This window comes from uncultured Faecalibaculum sp. (genome assembly GCF_910588395.1).
GTDB lineage: Bacteria > Bacillota_I > Bacilli_A > Erysipelotrichales > Erysipelotrichaceae > Faecalibaculum.
This window is the reverse complement of record NZ_CAJUPA010000004.1, coordinates 44,913-61,273: the sequence shown is the minus strand read 5'-3', so window position 1 is coordinate 61,273 and position 16,361 is coordinate 44,913. Positions and strand designations below refer to the sequence as shown.

General features: G+C 53.5%; 17 protein-coding genes. 12 read left to right on the top strand and 5 right to left on the bottom strand.

Going from position 1 to position 16,361, the window contains the following annotated elements; all coding sequences use genetic code 11:
• Positions 1-13: 13 nt before the first annotated feature.
• The 5 genes from QZ305_RS02010 to deoC all read right to left on the bottom strand — a co-directional run bounded on the left by QZ305_RS02010 (position 14) and on the right by deoC (position 4,305).
• The gene (locus tag QZ305_RS02010) at positions 14-922 is read right to left on the bottom strand and encodes a beta-1,6-N-acetylglucosaminyltransferase (RefSeq protein WP_294729823.1); all 909 of its coding nucleotides are present in this window, start codon (positions 920-922) and stop codon (positions 14-16) included.
• A 130-nt stretch (positions 923-1,052) separates the two neighbouring features.
• Entirely contained in the window at positions 1,053-1,499 is a 447-nt protein-coding gene (locus tag QZ305_RS02005; RefSeq protein ID WP_294729822.1) for a C-GCAxxG-C-C family (seleno)protein, read from the bottom strand.
• Positions 1,500-1,628: 129 nt separating this feature from the next.
• Positions 1,629-2,498, bottom strand: a complete 870-nt coding sequence (locus tag QZ305_RS02000; protein WP_294729821.1) for a sugar nucleotide-binding protein — start codon at positions 2,496-2,498, stop codon at positions 1,629-1,631.
• Positions 2,495-3,406, bottom strand: a complete 912-nt coding sequence (locus QZ305_RS01995; protein ID WP_294729820.1) for a type I phosphomannose isomerase catalytic subunit — start codon at positions 3,404-3,406, stop codon at positions 2,495-2,497. The genes QZ305_RS02000 and QZ305_RS01995 overlap by 4 nt, the downstream gene beginning before the upstream one ends.
• Before the next feature lie 200 nt (positions 3,407-3,606).
• Positions 3,607-4,305, bottom strand: a complete 699-nt coding sequence (gene deoC / locus QZ305_RS01990; RefSeq protein WP_294729819.1) for a deoxyribose-phosphate aldolase — start codon at positions 4,303-4,305, stop codon at positions 3,607-3,609.
• A gap of 222 nt (positions 4,306-4,527) precedes the next feature.
• Between deoC and QZ305_RS01985 the strand changes: the two genes are divergently transcribed.
• The 12 genes from QZ305_RS01985 (at position 4,528) to QZ305_RS01930 (ending at position 16,344) form a co-directional block, all read left to right on the top strand.
• A complete protein-coding gene (locus QZ305_RS01985) occupies positions 4,528-5,127 on the top strand; it encodes a GNAT family N-acetyltransferase (RefSeq protein ID WP_294729818.1) in 600 nt (199 codons plus the stop codon).
• A 297-nt stretch (positions 5,128-5,424) separates the two neighbouring features.
• A complete protein-coding gene (gene htpG / locus QZ305_RS01980) occupies positions 5,425-7,308 on the top strand; it encodes a molecular chaperone HtpG (protein WP_294729817.1) in 1,884 nt (627 codons plus the stop codon).
• 290 nt (positions 7,309-7,598) lie between these two features.
• Positions 7,599-8,192, top strand: coding sequence for a PTS sugar transporter subunit IIB (locus tag QZ305_RS01975; protein WP_294729816.1), 594 nt, complete (start codon positions 7,599-7,601; stop codon positions 8,190-8,192).
• A 164-nt stretch (positions 8,193-8,356) separates the two neighbouring features.
• Positions 8,357-8,965 (top strand): GNAT family N-acetyltransferase, encoded by a 609-nt coding sequence (locus tag QZ305_RS01970; protein ID WP_294729815.1) that lies wholly within the window; start codon positions 8,357-8,359, stop codon positions 8,963-8,965.
• A gap of 5 nt (positions 8,966-8,970) precedes the next feature.
• Entirely contained in the window at positions 8,971-10,254 is a 1,284-nt protein-coding gene (gene rlmD / locus QZ305_RS01965; protein ID WP_294729814.1) for a 23S rRNA (uracil(1939)-C(5))-methyltransferase RlmD, read from the top strand.
• A gap of 315 nt (positions 10,255-10,569) precedes the next feature.
• Positions 10,570-11,721 carry a hypothetical protein gene (locus QZ305_RS01960; protein WP_294729813.1) on the top strand — a complete coding sequence of 384 codons (1,152 nt, stop codon included), beginning with the start codon at positions 10,570-10,572 and terminating at the stop codon, positions 11,719-11,721.
• Between the two features lie 118 nt (positions 11,722-11,839).
• Entirely contained in the window at positions 11,840-12,208 is a 369-nt protein-coding gene (locus QZ305_RS01955) for a YccF domain-containing protein (RefSeq protein WP_294729812.1), read from the top strand.
• Positions 12,209-12,294: 86 nt separating this feature from the next.
• A complete protein-coding gene (locus tag QZ305_RS01950; RefSeq protein ID WP_294729811.1) occupies positions 12,295-12,792 on the top strand; it encodes a flavodoxin in 498 nt (165 codons plus the stop codon).
• Between the two features lie 9 nt (positions 12,793-12,801).
• A complete protein-coding gene (locus tag QZ305_RS01945) occupies positions 12,802-13,539 on the top strand; it encodes an HAD family hydrolase (RefSeq protein WP_294729810.1) in 738 nt (245 codons plus the stop codon).
• Between the two features lie 191 nt (positions 13,540-13,730).
• Positions 13,731-15,608: a BglG family transcription antiterminator gene (locus tag QZ305_RS01940; protein ID WP_294729809.1), complete on the top strand. Its 1,878-nt coding sequence runs from the start codon at positions 13,731-13,733 to the stop codon at positions 15,606-15,608.
• Positions 15,605-15,892, top strand: coding sequence for a PTS sugar transporter subunit IIB (locus QZ305_RS01935; protein ID WP_294729808.1), 288 nt, complete (start codon positions 15,605-15,607; stop codon positions 15,890-15,892). Before QZ305_RS01940 ends, QZ305_RS01935 begins: the two co-directional genes overlap by 4 nt.
• Positions 15,893-15,894: 2 nt before the next feature.
• Positions 15,895-16,344: a PTS sugar transporter subunit IIA gene (locus QZ305_RS01930; protein WP_294729807.1), complete on the top strand. Its 450-nt coding sequence runs from the start codon at positions 15,895-15,897 to the stop codon at positions 16,342-16,344.
• The last annotated feature ends 17 nt before the right edge of the window (positions 16,345-16,361 follow it).

The following is a 16,361-nucleotide window of genomic DNA, read 5'->3' as shown; positions in this document are numbered from 1 at the left end:
ATCTGAAATACTCTCAGTCTGCATTCTTTGCAGGCATATCACCCTGGGCCGCATTCTGGTTGTAGGCATCAAATACATTCTGGTACACCGGCAGATTCTCTTTGGCCTTCACCCGCAGGGCAAACAGCGCTTCGGGAGCCTGCAGGATCTGATCCATCGTCACAGGCTGAATCACAGCCTGTTCCTGATAGTCGCCCTGTCCGGTGATCCACAGTTTGCGCTCTTCATGATCTGCATTCGAATATTTGCGCAGCATCGTGCCAAAACACAGCTCTTCCGGGTACAGACACATCATGAACTGATTGGAACAGTAAGCCAGGTTTTCTGCCAGGGCCTCGGCACTGTCATGACTGAGCACAAAGAATGGCCAGGTCTGTACCACCACATCTTCCGTCTCCCGGTTCTTGAAGTTTTTGACGATGTTCTTCGTCAGAGAATTCATCCCCTGGAGCATTCTGCTTTTCTGGAAATTCAGGGAGTTGGTGAAAAAGGCGTATTCTTCCATGCGCTTTTTCAGCTCCGGACTGTGGTCGCTGTCAGCCACTGTTACGTAGTTGTCCTTTCCATCCAGACTTTCCAGAACCGCCACAATTTCTTCCCTGGATCTGACAGGCATCATGCCATCTGTCAGATTGATGAAGTAGTCAAAATACACCCCGGTGTCCTCTTCCTGTTCCAGGGCCTCCCGCATCTGCAGAATGGTGCCGCGGGGCAGGGAAAGGTCGCCGTGAAGGGCTGCCCCCTGCATCCCGGCGATGTGGCATTCAGGAACAGATCCGTAGGCGATGAAGATATCATCCCGAAGTCCTTCATCGTTGATCATGACAAAGACATGGTCACCCTGTTCCAGCAGCTGGTCTATGTTTTCGGAGAGTTCTTCAAAGTCATTTCCGATATAATGCATCAAATATGCGATTTTCATGAAATCACCTCATGCATCATCCTACCATTTACCCGGGTTTCGGGAAAGGAAATCCGGCAAATGAATGCCCTTTCCCTGCAAGGATATCCTTCCGGCGGAATGACTGTTTCCGGAACAGACCGGATCCGCTTCATGCTGTCTGAGCACCGGAAGCCGGTTCCTTGGCCTGCGGCAGCTGCAGTTCGTTCACTGTCTGCTCCAGCACCCGGCTGGCCTGTTCCACGGTTTTCCAGCATTTCTCTTCCTTGGAATGCCAGTCTTTTTTGATGTCCTTGCACTCCACTGCATTGTAGGCATTCCGGAAATTCCGGTGCAGCCGCTGAGAGGCCGGGCGGATATCCTCCATCTGATGATGCGCCCGGTCTTTCACAATCATGGCAGACAGCGCTGCCTGTGCCCCCACCAGGGCGCCGCAGACACTGCCCACAAACATCCCGCCGCCAAAACCGGCCATGGTCCGCATATCGTGGTCATGCAGTCCCAGATCATAGTATTCATTGGCTGCGTGCAGCAGCGTCTCCGCGCAGTTGTATCCCTCTGTTTTGTAGTAGCGTTTTGCGATATCCTCCAGTGCCATGATAGAGTTCCTTTCCTGTTTCTTTCTTCTTCATTGATTGCAGTTTGATCTGTCTGCAGTGCCGGTTATATACAGAAGCCGGAACCGGATACTGTTCCGGTCCCGGCGGGGTCAGCTGTGAAGCAGCTGTTATTTCTTCCAGTTGAAATCCCGGAGCACTTCTGCCACGTTTTCCTTGAACGTGCCGAAATGCAGACCATGAGAAGCGGCTTTGGACGCATCCAGCCGGTAGTCCCGGAACCGGTCTGCATACCGGTCGTGGTTGGGGAGGATCAGCCGTTTGATTTCTTCTTCATCCGCACCCAGTTCTCTGGCTACATACACGGCGCTTTCATAGGTGGTCATATCGTTGTCCGCCGCAATGTGGTATACGCCGGTGGGCAGTTCGGTGATCTGTTCAAACTGTTCAGCCAGATGCTTCGCATAGGTCATGCAGCGTTTCTCGTTGCAGGTAAACAGCGTCGGTATCCCGTGAAGCAGGGCGTTCATCACATTGGCAATAATGTTCGGGCTTGCCTTGATCCCCGGGAAGGAAAGACCCATCATCCAGGAATAGCGCAGAATGACATAGTCTGTGAGCTGGGATTCAATCAGCCCTTCGCATTCCGCCTTGTTCTGTCCATAGACTGTGACTGCATTTTTCGGCTCCTCTTCCCTGAAAGGACCGTGTTCCACTTTGCCGTTGAAGGACTGCTCGGTGCCGGAAAAAATCAGCCGGGCATTCTGCGCTTTGCAGGCATCGATGATCATCTGCGTGCTTTCCACATTGATCCTGTGAGCCATCTCCGGGTTCTCTTCGCAAAGCGCTGTGGTGGCGTTGGCTGCAGTGTGGAAACAGATATCAAACTTCACCGTTTCCAGGTACTTCTTCACACTGGCCGGATCCGAGAGATCTGCATCCTTGCGGGTCATGCAGATCCAGTTGAAATTGTGGCTGTTGAGCAGCCGGCAGTAGCTCGCCAGGTAACCGTTGGCGCCGGTGACAAGAATTGTCTTCATTTTTTGGGCCTGCTTTCCAGAACGTGTGCGTTCTTCAGTGTCACTTTCCCGGCGCTCCAGGGAACCACCATACTGGACAGCGCCTTGAGAGGGAACGTCTCGCCGTTCCAGGTCACATCCGTATCAGCTCCCATGTTGGACAGAACCACATACGTTTCTCCCGTTTCGATTTCCACCGGTTCCTCACCCGCAAAGCGCTCCAGCACCGTGAACTGCGGCGCATCTGCCAGTACATGATCCTGATCGGAAGCCGGAACAAAGACCGGTTTCAGGGAAAAATCCGCAACCTCGAAAGACTCCTTCAGATGCAGCGGGCGCTCATGGCCGGCAGCGTCTTTGCGGCCATAGTCATAAAAGCGGTAGGTGGTATTGGAATTGGTGCCCACTTCGATGGCTGTGATCCCGGCTCCCAGGGCATGCAGCATGCCGGCGGGAATGTAAATGAAATCGCCTTTCTTCACAGGCCATTTTACCAGATATTCATCAAGTGTCTGATCCTCCAGAGCCTTTTTGATGACATCCGGATCTGTGGTATTCGTACCTGCCACCAGCGTGGCGCCGGGTTCTGCATCGAGAATGTACCAGGACTCGGATTTGCCAAAATCATTTGCCGGGGCATTGTCATCCTGGGGATGCACCTGAATGGACAGACGGTCCCTGGTATCCAGCCAGGCCAGCCGCAGCATTTCATGCAGACCCAGTCCGGGACCCAGCACATCCTCCGGGTTTTCTTCAATAACCTCCAGAAGGTTCTTTCCCGGCATGTTCAGAACCGGTGACTGGCAATAGGGATGAGCAGATACCTCCCACCATGTACCAAAGGGTTCATCCAGGCCCCGGGCCCGGGAAATGTTGTCTGCACCCCAGATCGTATAATCGTGCAGACTGTCAAGAATCAGCGGTATCACCACAACACGTTCCTTTCTTACTGTCGCAATTGTCTCTTGCCTTGATCGTCTTCCGTCTCCTGTTCTGATTGTTCGCCTTGCCGGTTTCCCGCATGCCATCAGCCACATCGGCTCCAGCGGATATGACCTGCACCCGGAATGAAACTCAGAAAGCGGTTTTCAGAACAATACCCGAAAGACGCTGTCGTGAACAGCAGCCCTCAGGACTGCTGTTCACGTGAGCGTCTGAACTCTTCCAGAATCTTCAGGGAAGAAGACGTGCCTATGCGCTCGGCACCCGCATCGATCATGGCCTTGCAGGTCTCCCAGTCCCGGATACCGCCGGCAGCCTTGACCTTGCAGGCATCACCGACCACATCCTTCATCAGCTTCACGTCTTCCACTGTGGCACCGCCTTTGCCTTTGCCGGTGCTGGTCTTGACATAGTCGATGCCTACCTTCTTCGCAATCTCCGCGATCTTCCGGATCTCCTCTTTTGTCAGGTTGCAGTTCTCGAAAATCACCTTGCAGGGAGCATGGAATTCATGGGAAATCTCCGTGATTTCCTTCATTTCCTTTTCCACGTTTGCCCAGTCGCCTGCTTTGACCATGCTCTGGTTGATCATGTAGTCGATTTCATCTGCGCCTTCCTCCAGAGAGTTCCGCGTTTCAAAAAGCTTGGTCGCCAGGGTGTTCTGACCCAGGGGAAAGCCAATGGCCGAACCCACATGGACCCCGGTCCCTTTCAGCTGTTCCTTGCAGAAAGGCACCCAGTACGGGTTGATTGCCACCATGGCAGCACCGATTTCCCGTGCCTCATCACACAGCTTCTTCATGACCTCTTCTGTTGCATCAGTTGCCAGCTGTGTATGGTCGAACATCGCCGCCAGCGTTTTTTCTGTCAGGTTATCTGATTTCATGATTTGAATCCTCCGAAAGAATGATAGCACAATTCTAAATGATATAACATTTGAAATTTCCGATTTTTTCCTGCTTTCCTCACTGTGAAGACGTGAAAATATCCACTTTCCGATTTCGGTCCCTGCAAAACCCGGCTATGACATACAAGGACAGTCAGTTCTGTCCCTGATTTTTCCGGATTTTCTGTAGCCTGCTTCCAGTCCGGCTGATACAATCAGGCCATGACAATATGTGATGCAACCATACCATTTACCAAAGTTCTCATGGTTCTCCCCCGGAAGACGATTCAGGAAGAACAGCCTCTTGCCCCGGGATATACCTGGGCACCTTACAATCCGGACCTCCGGCAACCCTGGGCCCGCCTCATGGTGGAAACCGGTCTGGTCAAAGACGAAGAAGCCGGACTGGCGCAGTGGGACAAAATGGAACAGGAAGACCCGGAGAAGCTCCGGGAACATTTCCGGTTCATCCTCGGACCGGACAACGATCTTGCGGCCACAGCCGGTCTGTTTCCGGGACATGATTTTCCCGGCAGACTCCGCCTGCACTGGGTTGCCACCAGCCTGAATCATCAGCACAAAGGACTGGCCAGAACCCTCATCACCGCCCTCGCCAGGGAATACGATGCCATGCCCGGATCCTATCCTCTGTATCTATCCACCCAGTCCCAGAGCTACGGAGCCATCAAACTCTACAGCCGCCTGGGATTTCAGCCCTACATGGGAGCCTATGAAGGCCATACCAGGGAACAGTCCGAAGAAGACTGGAAAACCGTGACGGACATACTCCGTCAGACAGAAGAAAACAGCAGGACCCGGTAATCCGCCGAAAGCAGCCGGGTTCGGATTGGCTCTGTCCTGATTCATACCAGACCGTGACAGCATTTCTGATTGCCTGTCGCGGTTTTTGCGTCATCCGGTTTCGTCCTCCGGCTGCAATCCGCCTGAACCACCCGGACCCTGCCAGAGTCCTGCCACCGCAAAGGATTGCCGGTCATCCCGCTCCCGGCAGAGTACACACAATGGTATACAATATTCGAAGGAACACCGGATTGGCACTCAATACTTGAATTTGCCAAAAACAGGTGTATACTGACTCACATCACGGAGGTGACAATCATGGCTGAGAAAAAAGAATTTCAGGCTGAGAGCCGGCGACTGCTGGATCTGATGATCAATTCCATCTACACACACAAAGAGATCTTCCTTCGGGAACTGATCTCCAACGCATCTGACGCCCTGGACAAGTATTACCACTGGGCGCTGGAAAACCATGAGGAACCCGGGGATCTGCAGATCCGGATCGAACTCAACGAAACCGACCGCACCCTGACCCTCACCGACAACGGCATCGGCATGACCAAAGAAGAGCTGGAGGAGAACCTGGGCACCATCGCCAAGAGCGGCACCCTGGCCTTCAAGGAAGAACTGAAGAAACAGGACAAGGACCAGTCCGACATCATCGGACAGTTCGGTGTGGGCTTCTATTCCGCCTTCATGGTCGCTGACCAGGTCACGGTCTATACAAAAGCCGCCGGCAGCCAGGACGCCTGGGAATGGAAATCCGAAGGTGCCGAAGGATATGAAATCGAACCCTGCGACAAGGAAGAACGGGGAACGGTTCTCGTCCTGCATCTGAAAGCCGATGATGACACAGAAGACTACTCCCAGTATCTCCAGAGCTACCGGGTACAGGATCTCGTCAAAAAGTATTCCGACTACATCCGTTATCCCATCAAAATGACCGTGGAAACCACCACCGAAGTGGACGGTGAAACGAAAACGGAATCCGAGGACAAAACCCTGAACTCCATGGTGCCTCTCTGGAAGCGCCCCAAATCCGAAGTCACCGAAGAGGAACTGGCTTCCTTCTACAAACAGCACTTCTTTGACTACCTGGAACCCATGAAGACGATTTTCTTCAACGTCGAAGGAAACGTGGATTTCACCGCGCTGCTGTACATCCCCAGCCGTGTCCCCGAAGGATTCTACTCCCAGGACTACAAACCCGGTCTGCAGCTGTATTCCCGCGGTGTGTTCATCATGGATCACTGCGAAGAACTGCTCCCGCCGTATCTGCGCTTCGTGAAAGGCCTTGTGGACTCCCAGGATCTCTCACTGAACATCTCCCGGGAAATGCTCCAGCATGACCACCAGCTGCGGCTGATCAAAAACCGCATCGAGCGCAAGGTCCTCAATGAACTCGGCGCCATGCTCGCCAAAGACCGGGAACAGTATGAGAAGTTTTGGAAGAACTTCGGCCTGGACATCAAGTTCGGCATTTACTCCTCCTTCGGCGCAGACCGGGACAAACTGGAAAACCTGCTGATGTTCTACACCACAGACGGCGGCAAACTCGTGACACTCCAGGAATTTGTCTCTGCCATGCCCGAAGACCAGAAAGACATCTACTATGTCTCCGCCCGGGACACCGAAGCAGCGGCGAAACTCCCTGTTGTGAAATCCCTGCAGAAAAAAGGCTACCAGGCTCTGATTCTCACCGCGGAAGTGGATGAGTTTGTCATGCAGACCCTCGGTCAGTACAAAGATCATGCCTTCACCAACGCCTCCAGCGCCAACCTGGATCTCCAGAGCGAAGAAGAAAAAGAACAGCTGGAGAAGACCTCCGAAGAAAACAAAGACCTGCTGATCTTCATGAAAGACGCTCTGCCTGAAGTCAGCGAAGTCCGTCTCTCCGCCCGCCTCGTGGACGACCCCGTAACGCTCGTCGCCGGCGATGGTCTGTCCTTTGAAATGGAGAAAGTCTATGCCGCCATGGCCGCCCAGCAGGACTCCGGCATGCCCCCTCTGAAAGCTGACCGGATCCTGGAAATCAACCCCGATTCCCGGATCTTCGGCCTCCTCAAAGACACCTGGCAGTCCGATCCTGAGAAAGCGAAAGCCATCACGGAAGTCCTGTACGACCAGGCACTGCTCATCGAAGGCTTCCCGGTCAAGGATCCCATTGACTACGCCCGGAAGGTCACAGAGCTGATTGCCTGAATCTGACCTGTACGGAATGATCTGCTGATGAAAAGCCGGCCTGTGGCCGGCTTTTTGACAGGGCAGAACCTGGTTCGAACCGCTTTGCTCCCAATATATAAGGAAGACAGAAGGAAGCTGTTTTTCGCATGGAGAGAAATGGCTTCAGTCTTCCTGCCGGGATGCGTTTTCCAGACATATCCGGATGCAGGCCTGCATGTAAGCGGATGAATGGAGGCGCCCTGTATCACAGGTTTTGAATCAGAGCTTTTGTCTAGACAATGTTGAGTTGTCAGCATAAGATACATGACATGAACATGACATTTGGCGAGGGCTCCCTGGCGCAGGCGATATTCGATCAGGCCCGGGAACTGAATGGGGCGCTGACAAGCAGGGAAATGCAGGCAGTATGGTTTCACAATGAAGAAGCCGTGGGTATGATCCGGCTGTGGGAAAACACCATCGTGGAGATGGACATTCCGGAACGCTGTTTCTGGGCGCATTTTGATGGAAATGATGCCATTGTGTTCTATGACCACATCCATGCATTCTTTGAAGCCCTGTACCGGAATTCCCCCCAGGATGTCCAGCAGGTCCTGGATCATGCCCCCATGAAACTGCTTATCATCTGCACCACCGGCATTACCTCTTCTCTGGCGGCTGCCCACATCAATGAGCTTGCCAGGCAGCATGGCTGGAACGTGGAAGCAGACTGGTCCACCATTGAACAGGCCCGGTGGAAAGCCGCTCTGGCGGATGTGGTTCTCTATGCTCCCCAGGCAGCCGCGGCGTTTCAGGGACTGAGCCAGGATGAAAAGCGGCACTGTGCTCTGATCCGGCCTCTGGATTTTGCGACAATGAACATGCCGGCAATTGTGCGGCAGGCACAGCTGCTGATGGCGTGATGAAACCGTTTTTTCTTCTGTGGACAAACGGTTTTTTTTCGTCATGGCAGCCAGATGCTTTCAGTGACAGATGTTCTGTCTGATACAATGATTCCGTCTCTGTCACACGGCAGGCAGACAAGTCGGACACTGCCCTTATCAGACAGAGCCGGGAGGAAAGATACATGGTGACGATTGAGAATGCGCAGCTCCAGCAGGCAGAAGAACTGCTGGAGATCTATGCCTGGTATGTGCAGAACACAGCCATCACCTTTGAATGGGATGTTCCGTCGCTGACTGAGTTCAGACAGCGGATCGCGGATACCCAGACCAGGTTTCCCTGGCTGGTACTCCGGGATGGGGGAAGGATCCTGGGATATGGCTATCTCAGCGCTTTTCATCCCCGGAAAGCCTATGAATGGTGTGCGGAAACATCCATCTACCTGGACCACGATCTGCGGGGAAAGGGATATGGCCGGAAGCTGTATGAAGCCCTGGAAGAAGCAGCCGGAGCCATGGGAATCCTGAACCTCAATGCCTGCATTGCATGTCCGAAAGGGGAAGCGGATGAATATCTGAGTGATGCCAGCATCCGGTTCCATGAGCATCTCGGGTATTCCCTGGTGGGAGAATTCCATGACTGCGGATTCAAATTCAGCCGCTGGTATGACATGGTGTGGATGGAAAAAATGCTGGGGATCCACGAAGAAAATCCGGCACCGGTCATTGTGTACCCGGACATTGCTGCCAGATGCGATAATGACATAGACAGAATTGAAAGAAACCAGAGGTGACATCCATGCGATGTAATGTACAGAAACTCTGCGGCGGCTGTTCGCTGCTGGCTGTGCCCAGTCTGAAACAGGCCCAGCAGAAACGGGAGCAGGTCACGGACCTGATGAAAAGCGCCGGTCTTGATGTGAAAGTGGAGCCGGTGATGATGGCTGCCAGTGCCATCGGCTACCGGAACAAGGTCATTGTGGGCTTTGCCAAGGACAAACAGAAAAAAATCTACAGCGGCCTGTATGCACCCAAAAGCCATAAAGTCATAGACACAAAAGGCTGCGCCATGCACCCGGCGCTGCTGAACGAGATCATTGATTTCATCACCGAAACGGTTGCCAGCATGAAATACGAGCTGTACAACGAGCGGACCGGGACCGGCATTCTGCGCCATGTACTGCTGCGCTGGGCCAAGGAAACCGATGAAGTCATGGTGGTTCTGGTCACCAGCTCGAAACAGCTGCCGGGACGCCGGAACCTGGTGAATGCACTGGTGAGCCGGTTCCCCCAGGTCAAGACCGTAATCCAGAACATCAATCCCCGGGACACCAGTGTGGTGCTGCAGGATGAATCCATTGTTCTCTATGGCAACGGCATGATCACGGACAATCTGTGCGGATTGAAGATTTCCTTCACCGCCAGTGCCTTCTACCAGATTCACCACGACCAGTGCGAGAAACTCTATGGACTGGCCAGGGATCTCCTGCAGCTGACGCCGGAGGACAAAGTGCTGGATACGTATTGCGGTGTGGGAACCATCGGACTGACACTGGCTTCTTCCTGCAAAGAAGTCACCGGTGTGGAAATCAATAAGGATGCGGTCAAGAACGCGATCTACAACGCCCGGCAGAACGGCATCCGGAATGCGAGATTCGTGGCAATGGATTCCACGCAGTTCATGATGGAAGCCAGAAAATTCCACACATCCTTTGACGCGATTGTTCTGGATCCTCCCAGAGCCGGAACCACAGAGGCGTTCATTGAAGCTGCCTGCGGTCTGAAACCGAAGAAGATCCTGTATATTTCCTGCGATCCCAGGACACAGGCGCGGGATCTGATCAAGTTCAAGCGGTTCGGCTACTATACCGATACGATTTACCCGGTGGATATGTTCCCCAACACGGAACACATTGAAACGGTTTGTCTGCTGACTTACCGGGGAATCAAGAAAGGGAAGTATTCTTCGAAGAAACCCGCAGCAGGTGGCAGACCGGCCCGGCCAGTGAAAGGTCATGGGGTACCGGGCAGCGCCCGGGGTGTGAAACCCGGACGGCGTCCTGCAAAGGGCAGACACAGATAACAGATAAGAGATGACGGGTAAAGATCCGGAATGCATGCGGTATTGTGCGTTCCGGGTCTTTTTGGCGATGGAGGGGGAGAGGGCTCATCAGGTTGTCGGGTTTTCGCAGTGGAGCCTGGATTATAAGTGAGCTCACAGGAGGAAACACAGATAACGGATTTCCTCAATAACGTGCAGTCTATCGGCAAACCAAGTGTGAGCAGATATTCTTGTGTGGTGTTACGAAAGTCACGCAATGGAACCGGTTTCTCAATCTGGCATCCATGCTGCCTCTTTCCGTGTCACAATACAGAAAAGCGGAAGGAGGCATAGTTCATGAAGAAGAAAGGGAGTATCAGGCAGCTGGTTCAGCGTCTGAAAACTGTCTGGCTGCTCAAGTGCAGCAGATTCCATCGAAGACAGACAAAGGAATCTCAGAGAGTTCTGAATCGCTGTGCCTGCGGGGATGTGGTGTACTGTGAAATGCCGCTGAAGGACTGGGAACTTTCCGGTGTTAGAGAAGGCCACCGCTGCCGTCCCTATCTCGTTCTGAAGGTAAACCGCAGGGGAATCATCGGAATTCCGGCTTCCCATAAAGAACCGGACAATCCGAACCGGCTGCGATGGTGGGCATTGCGTCCCCGGTTCTATGATTCCTTTGAGCATTTTGGTGAGCAGCGGGAGTCCACGGTCTGTTCCTGGTTTGACCTTTCCAGACCTGTTGCTCTGCCGGCAATCAAACTTCTCAGCTGGTCCAGGTCGCTGGATTCGGATGATTTTGCCTATGTGACGCGGCTTCTGGCCATCCGGCAGGCAGACCCTTCCGTGATTCCCAGACCCGGTGATATTCTCCGTACAGCCGATGGCTGGGCGCTGGTCACCAGAGAGGCGGAGGACAGACTGTATCTGACGGTTCTGGAAAAAGGACCTTTCGATCTGTTCAATATCACAGCGGACAACTGTCAGCTGTGGCTGAAAGGAGCGGAAGAATACAGCATCGCTTCAGCAGAAGCCGGCATTGTCAGCGGTTTTCTCTATCCTTCCGAGCTTCAGAAAGTCAAACAGCGGATGAAGGAAATCAAGGCACGGCAGAAAAAGAAGGAACAGAGCCGGCAGAAAAAGAAGAAATCCTCCTTTGCATTGCCGAATCACAGCATGGACTTTCAGATGATTCCCGGCACTCTGCTGGAAGATCCCTTTCAGGACAGACGGGTCTTCTATCTCTGCTCCGGAAAGCGCTGTGCCATGGTGGTGGAGGAAGAATCCTGGATGGAACAGAAAAGCCGGCTGGTGAACATGCCCAAATGCCTGGGATACAAACCGGTGGAAATCACAGATCCGCAGACCATGGACGAAATCTTCACGGATCTCACCAGCTGGAAATCCACGCCGGAGATGCACAGGTTTGTGCAGCAGGTGAAGGAACAGTATGACCGGGAGTGGAAAAATCTGGAAGCCCGGGAAGCTCCGGCTTCACTGATTGCCTGAATCCTTATCATTCCCTTAAGCCTGCCTGCAGCAGTGGCTTCCGTCGCGGAAAACGAATATGTCTGTGATACCTTGATTCTGGCAGGTCCATGCAACCTGTCATAAAGGAGTCATGACTATGTCATCAATTGCAAATATATTCTGGTTCATTTTTGCCGGTCTCTGGATGGCCCTGGGCTGGATTTTCGTGGGTATTGTCTGGTGCATCACCATTGTGGGTATTCCCGTTGGCACTGAATGTTTCAAATTCGCTTCCTTTGTGGCCTTTCCCTTCGGAAAGACCATTGAATACGGCGGAGGCGGTGTCTCGTTTCTCATGAACGTACTATGGCTGGTATTCGGCGGTCTGGAAATGGCATTGGGCAACCTGGCAAACGGTGCTGTGCTCTGTCTGACCATCATTGGCATTCCTCTGGGGCTGCAGTGTTTCAAGTTCGCCAGACTGGCTCTGATGCCCTTTGGCGCCCGCATTGTCCCGTCCCGGTAACAGCTCTCTTCCGGATGCTTCCGGACCGGTGAATTACCATGCCAAACAGTTTATAATGAGTCTGTTGAAAGTGAGGAATCATTCCAATGAACGATACGCTCGTTGTTTATTTTTCCGGCAAGGATGCAAAGACATCCGCCACAGCAGACGCAGCCCGCAACCTGGCCAGTGTGACCGGTGCAGACCTGCATGAAATCAAACTTCAGAATCCCTATTCCGCAGACTTTGCCACGCTGGTGAAGGAAGCCCAGATGGACAAGGATGCAGATGCAAGACCTGCCCTGGCCGGTCCTGCCATTGATCTGACACCCTACCGTACAGTGATTCTGGGATTCCCGAACTGGTGCGGCACAGCTCCCATGCCCGTTTTCTCCTTCATGGATGAACACATGAAAGACGGTTCTCTGATCGGCAAACGGATCATTCCCTTCATCATCAATGACGGAGCCGGCATGCAGAACTCTGTGGATGATCTCCGGACCCACTATCCGGAACTGGATATCGAAGACGGAGAAGCTTTTGAGCACAACAAGCTGGACAACGCCAGTCTGAAAGCCATCGACTGGATTCAGGAGCTGATGTAAGCTTCCTGCATGACAGAAACAAACCAGCTGCAGAAGGTTCGTGTCATTCTGCTGGATGTGGATGACACTCTGCTGGATTTTGGTGCCTGTTCCAGAGAAGCGGTTCAGAGCGCCTGCCATCAGACAGGCATTCCCTGGACAGAGGAGCTTTTTGCCACCTTTCAGGAGATGAACGCCGGCTTCTGGGCCCGGATCGAAGCGGGGACGCTGACGCTCCAGGAGTTATGGGAAATCCGCTGGCAGAGCATTTTCGACAGACTTGGCATCCAGGGAAATGGACCGGCTTTCGAAACAGCCTTTCACCAGGCACTGGATGTTACCCATGTGCCGGTCGAAGGTGCGCTTCAGACCGTGCAGGCTCTGAAGTCCGCCAGATACGGTGTGTATGCCGCCAGCAACGGCCGTCAGAAACAGCAGGAAACCAGACTCGAACTGGCTGGTCTGTCCCGGTGGCTGGATGGTGTCTTCACCTCGGAAGCCGCGGGTGTCAACAAACCGGATATCCGGTTTTATCAGTATGTCATGGACCAGCTTCATCAGTCCCATCCAGATCTTGTACCGGAGCAAGTGCTCATGGTGGGGGATTCGTATACAGCAGATATCACCGGTGCAAAGAATGCCGGTATGCAGACGCTCTGGTTTCGCAGGGATGATCTGCCGCAGGCGGCTTTCTCCCGGCTGGACGAACTGCCGTCGATTGTCCGCTGTCTTCATAAACAGCCGGATTTCATGCGTTGCTCAATATGACACAGCACAGGAGACCTTCGGGGTCTCTTTTTTCGTCTGGAGCCGCCTGAGGGCTTTCCATGTAACGCCCTGCCGGCTTTGCCGTTATCAGGCCTGGGGAAGGACAGAGATTGTCCCGGGAGACAGACAAAACATGACTGTTTTTGAAAGCGATTTCCTGTGATAATTCAGGTGTCGAAGGAGGTTACAGGATGAAAAGTCAACCGGAGAACCGGATCACCGGGTTGTGGAAACTGCTGATTGAGACACAGAAACCGCTGCGGCTGGACGCAGCGGCAGCGGCTTTGGATGTGTCTGAAAAAACTGTCCGCAGAGATCTGACCCGGCTCAATCAAATCCTGCAGGATACGGACTGCAAGGTTGAACTTCACAAAGGAATGTGCATCCTGCAAGGTCTCTCCCGAGATGCGGAAGACGTAATGTCTGCGTTGCAGACAGGGATTCCCGAGACACAGTCGGAAAGGGTAGACTGGCTGGCAAGCTGGTTTCTCATGAACGGAAAAGCCACGCTGCAGTCTCTGGCTGACCGGCTGTATATCAGCGAATCCACAATCAAACACGATTTGAGTGTTCTGAAAAACAAACTGAAACCATTTCAACTGTCACTGGAACGATGCAGCAGCGGTCTGCGTCTGGAAGGACCGGAGGAACAGATTCGCAACTGCCTGATGTACTGGATGCGCGCGGGCCGGATCCGCCCCGATTTTGGGATGGATGCCAGCCAGGTATCCTGTGCCAGGCAGGCGATTCAGAATATGGTGGATCAGGCGGACCTGACCATGGATGAAGCAGCGATGCAGAATCTTCTGCTGCATCTGGAAATTGCCGGTTACCGGATTCGCAACGGGCAGGTACTGGAAAACACCGGAACCACACCAGCCTATCTCTGGCAGCTGGCGGCTGATCTGACTGAGGCAGTAGCCAGTGCATGGTCTCTGGATTTCCCGCCTGGTGAAACCGAAAATCTTGCCTGGCATATTGCAGCGCAGAAACAGTCCGGTGTCCTGCATGAAGACGAGGAACAGAAACGGATGCTCATTTCTGCGGTGCAGGAAACCATGGTGGCTGTCGACCGGATCTACGGAACAAGCCTGGCCCGGGATTCTGTTCTGGCAGCGGGTCTTGCAGCGCATCTGTCCGTGGTCCTGGTTCGGCTGCGGCATGACATGGTGATCGACAATCCGATCCTGAAGGAGATTCGGAGTCAGTATCCCTATGCCATGGAAATTGCCCAGCTGGCTGCGGTTCAGCTCCAGGATATGCTGGGCTGCCCGATACCCCTGTCGGAGATTGGCTATCTGGCTGTCCATATTGGGGGATCACTGGTTCGTTCCAGCAAACATCATACCCGCCGGAAAAAAGCAGCTGTAGTCTGCACAACAGGAATGGGGACCAGCCTTTTGCTGCTGGCGAGGATCAGCGAGCAGTTCGGGGATGACCTGGATGTGACCGGTACTTTTACCCTGCGGCAGGCACTGGAGCTGTCTGCAGAGGATGCGGATGTGATTCTGTCCACCGTGCGGCTTCCGGAGACAGTCAGGCTGCCATGGCTGCAGATTACGCCACTGCTGACGGACAGCGATGTCTTTCGGATTCAGAATCACCTGCAGAGAGTCAGGTTTCCGATATCGATCCAGTCGCTGTTTCACGACGGTCTCTTTTTCCGGGATCTGAATTTCACAGACCGCAGCGACATTCTGGACTTTCTCTCGGATCAGCTGCTCTCTCAGGGATATATAGACAGCACAGCCTGTGCATCTTTCGCAACGCGGGAGACACTGGGAACGACGGAAATCGGAAATATGGTGGCCGTGCCTCATTGTATGGAGGGAACGGTCCACACACCGGCTATTGCTGTGGCAATCCTGAGCGAACCTGTTCTCTGGGAATTCAGCCTGGTTCAGGTGGTCCTCATGATTGCAGTCAGCGGTGAATTCCTGCGAAAGGAAAATGAATTATTTCTCCGGCTCTACAAACAGCTGGCTTCGCCGGCCATGATCCGGAATCTGATACAAACCAGGCATCTGGACCTGTTGAAGGATGCCTTTACCAAGGAGGAAATAGGATGAAAAAGAAAATTCTTGTAGCCTGCGGAGCAGGCGTCTGCACCAGTACTGTGGCTCTTCAGAAACTGCAGGCCAAACTGGCAGAAGAAGGTCTGGAAAACCAGGTCACCTATGGTCAGTGTTCTGTGGCGGATCTGCCCATGAATGCCGCCAGCTACGATGTGGTGGTCACCACTTCCCGGGTGGAAGCGGATTACGGCACTCCTGTGGTCTTCGGCCTGCCCTTTATTACGCAGATTGGGATGGATGACTGCGTGGATGAAATTCTGGATGTCCTGGGGCTGTGATCATGGATGCCAGTCTCGTATTTCTGGATGCGGATTTCCAGAATCAGGATGATCTGTTTCATAAAATGGCTGCCTGGCTGGAGAAACACGGCTATGTGAATGAACAGTACCAGAGTGCCCTGCGCCAGCGTGAGGAGCAGTTTCCCACTGGGCTGCGGATTCCCGGCCATCAGCTGGCTATTCCGCATACAGACAGTGAATTCATCAAAAAACCCGGTCTGGTATTTGTCCGCCCCAGCCGTCCGCTGCAGTTTCTGGAAATGTGTACCGGTTCACCGGTGGAAGCTGAAATGATTTTCATGCTGCTGGTGAAAAACAAGCAGGATCAGATGCCCCTGCTGTCCGGTCTTATGTCCCGGTTCTCGGATGCCGGTCTGATGGATCGGCTCAGCCAGGAGAAGGATCCCGAAGTGATCGCCAGGCTGCTGGATACCTGCACAGGCAGTCATTGACAATAGATAAGGAGAGT

Coding starts and splice junctions, on each gene's coding strand:
- QZ305_RS02010 (WP_294729823.1), bottom strand. CDS start 922: ATGAAAATCGCATATTTGATGCATTATATCGGAAATGACTTTGAAGAA.
- QZ305_RS02005 (WP_294729822.1), bottom strand. CDS start 1,499: ATGGCACTGGAGGATATCGCAAAACGCTACTACAAAACAGAGGGATAC.
- QZ305_RS02000 (WP_294729821.1), bottom strand. CDS start 2,498: ATGAAGACAATTCTTGTCACCGGCGCCAACGGTTACCTGGCGAGCTAC.
- deoC (WP_294729819.1), bottom strand. CDS start 4,305: ATGAAATCAGATAACCTGACAGAAAAAACGCTGGCGGCGATGTTCGAC.
- QZ305_RS01985 (WP_294729818.1), top strand. CDS start 4,528: ATGACAATATGTGATGCAACCATACCATTTACCAAAGTTCTCATGGTT.
- htpG (WP_294729817.1), top strand. CDS start 5,425: ATGGCTGAGAAAAAAGAATTTCAGGCTGAGAGCCGGCGACTGCTGGAT.
- QZ305_RS01975 (WP_294729816.1), top strand. CDS start 7,599: ATGAACATGACATTTGGCGAGGGCTCCCTGGCGCAGGCGATATTCGAT.
- QZ305_RS01970 (WP_294729815.1), top strand. CDS start 8,357: ATGGTGACGATTGAGAATGCGCAGCTCCAGCAGGCAGAAGAACTGCTG.
- rlmD (WP_294729814.1), top strand. CDS start 8,971: ATGCGATGTAATGTACAGAAACTCTGCGGCGGCTGTTCGCTGCTGGCT.
- QZ305_RS01960 (WP_294729813.1), top strand. CDS start 10,570: ATGAAGAAGAAAGGGAGTATCAGGCAGCTGGTTCAGCGTCTGAAAACT.
- QZ305_RS01955 (WP_294729812.1), top strand. CDS start 11,840: ATGTCATCAATTGCAAATATATTCTGGTTCATTTTTGCCGGTCTCTGG.
- QZ305_RS01950 (WP_294729811.1), top strand. CDS start 12,295: ATGAACGATACGCTCGTTGTTTATTTTTCCGGCAAGGATGCAAAGACA.
- QZ305_RS01945 (WP_294729810.1), top strand. CDS start 12,802: ATGACAGAAACAAACCAGCTGCAGAAGGTTCGTGTCATTCTGCTGGAT.
- QZ305_RS01940 (WP_294729809.1), top strand. CDS start 13,731: ATGAAAAGTCAACCGGAGAACCGGATCACCGGGTTGTGGAAACTGCTG.
- QZ305_RS01935 (WP_294729808.1), top strand. CDS start 15,605: ATGAAAAAGAAAATTCTTGTAGCCTGCGGAGCAGGCGTCTGCACCAGT.
- QZ305_RS01930 (WP_294729807.1), top strand. CDS start 15,895: ATGGATGCCAGTCTCGTATTTCTGGATGCGGATTTCCAGAATCAGGAT.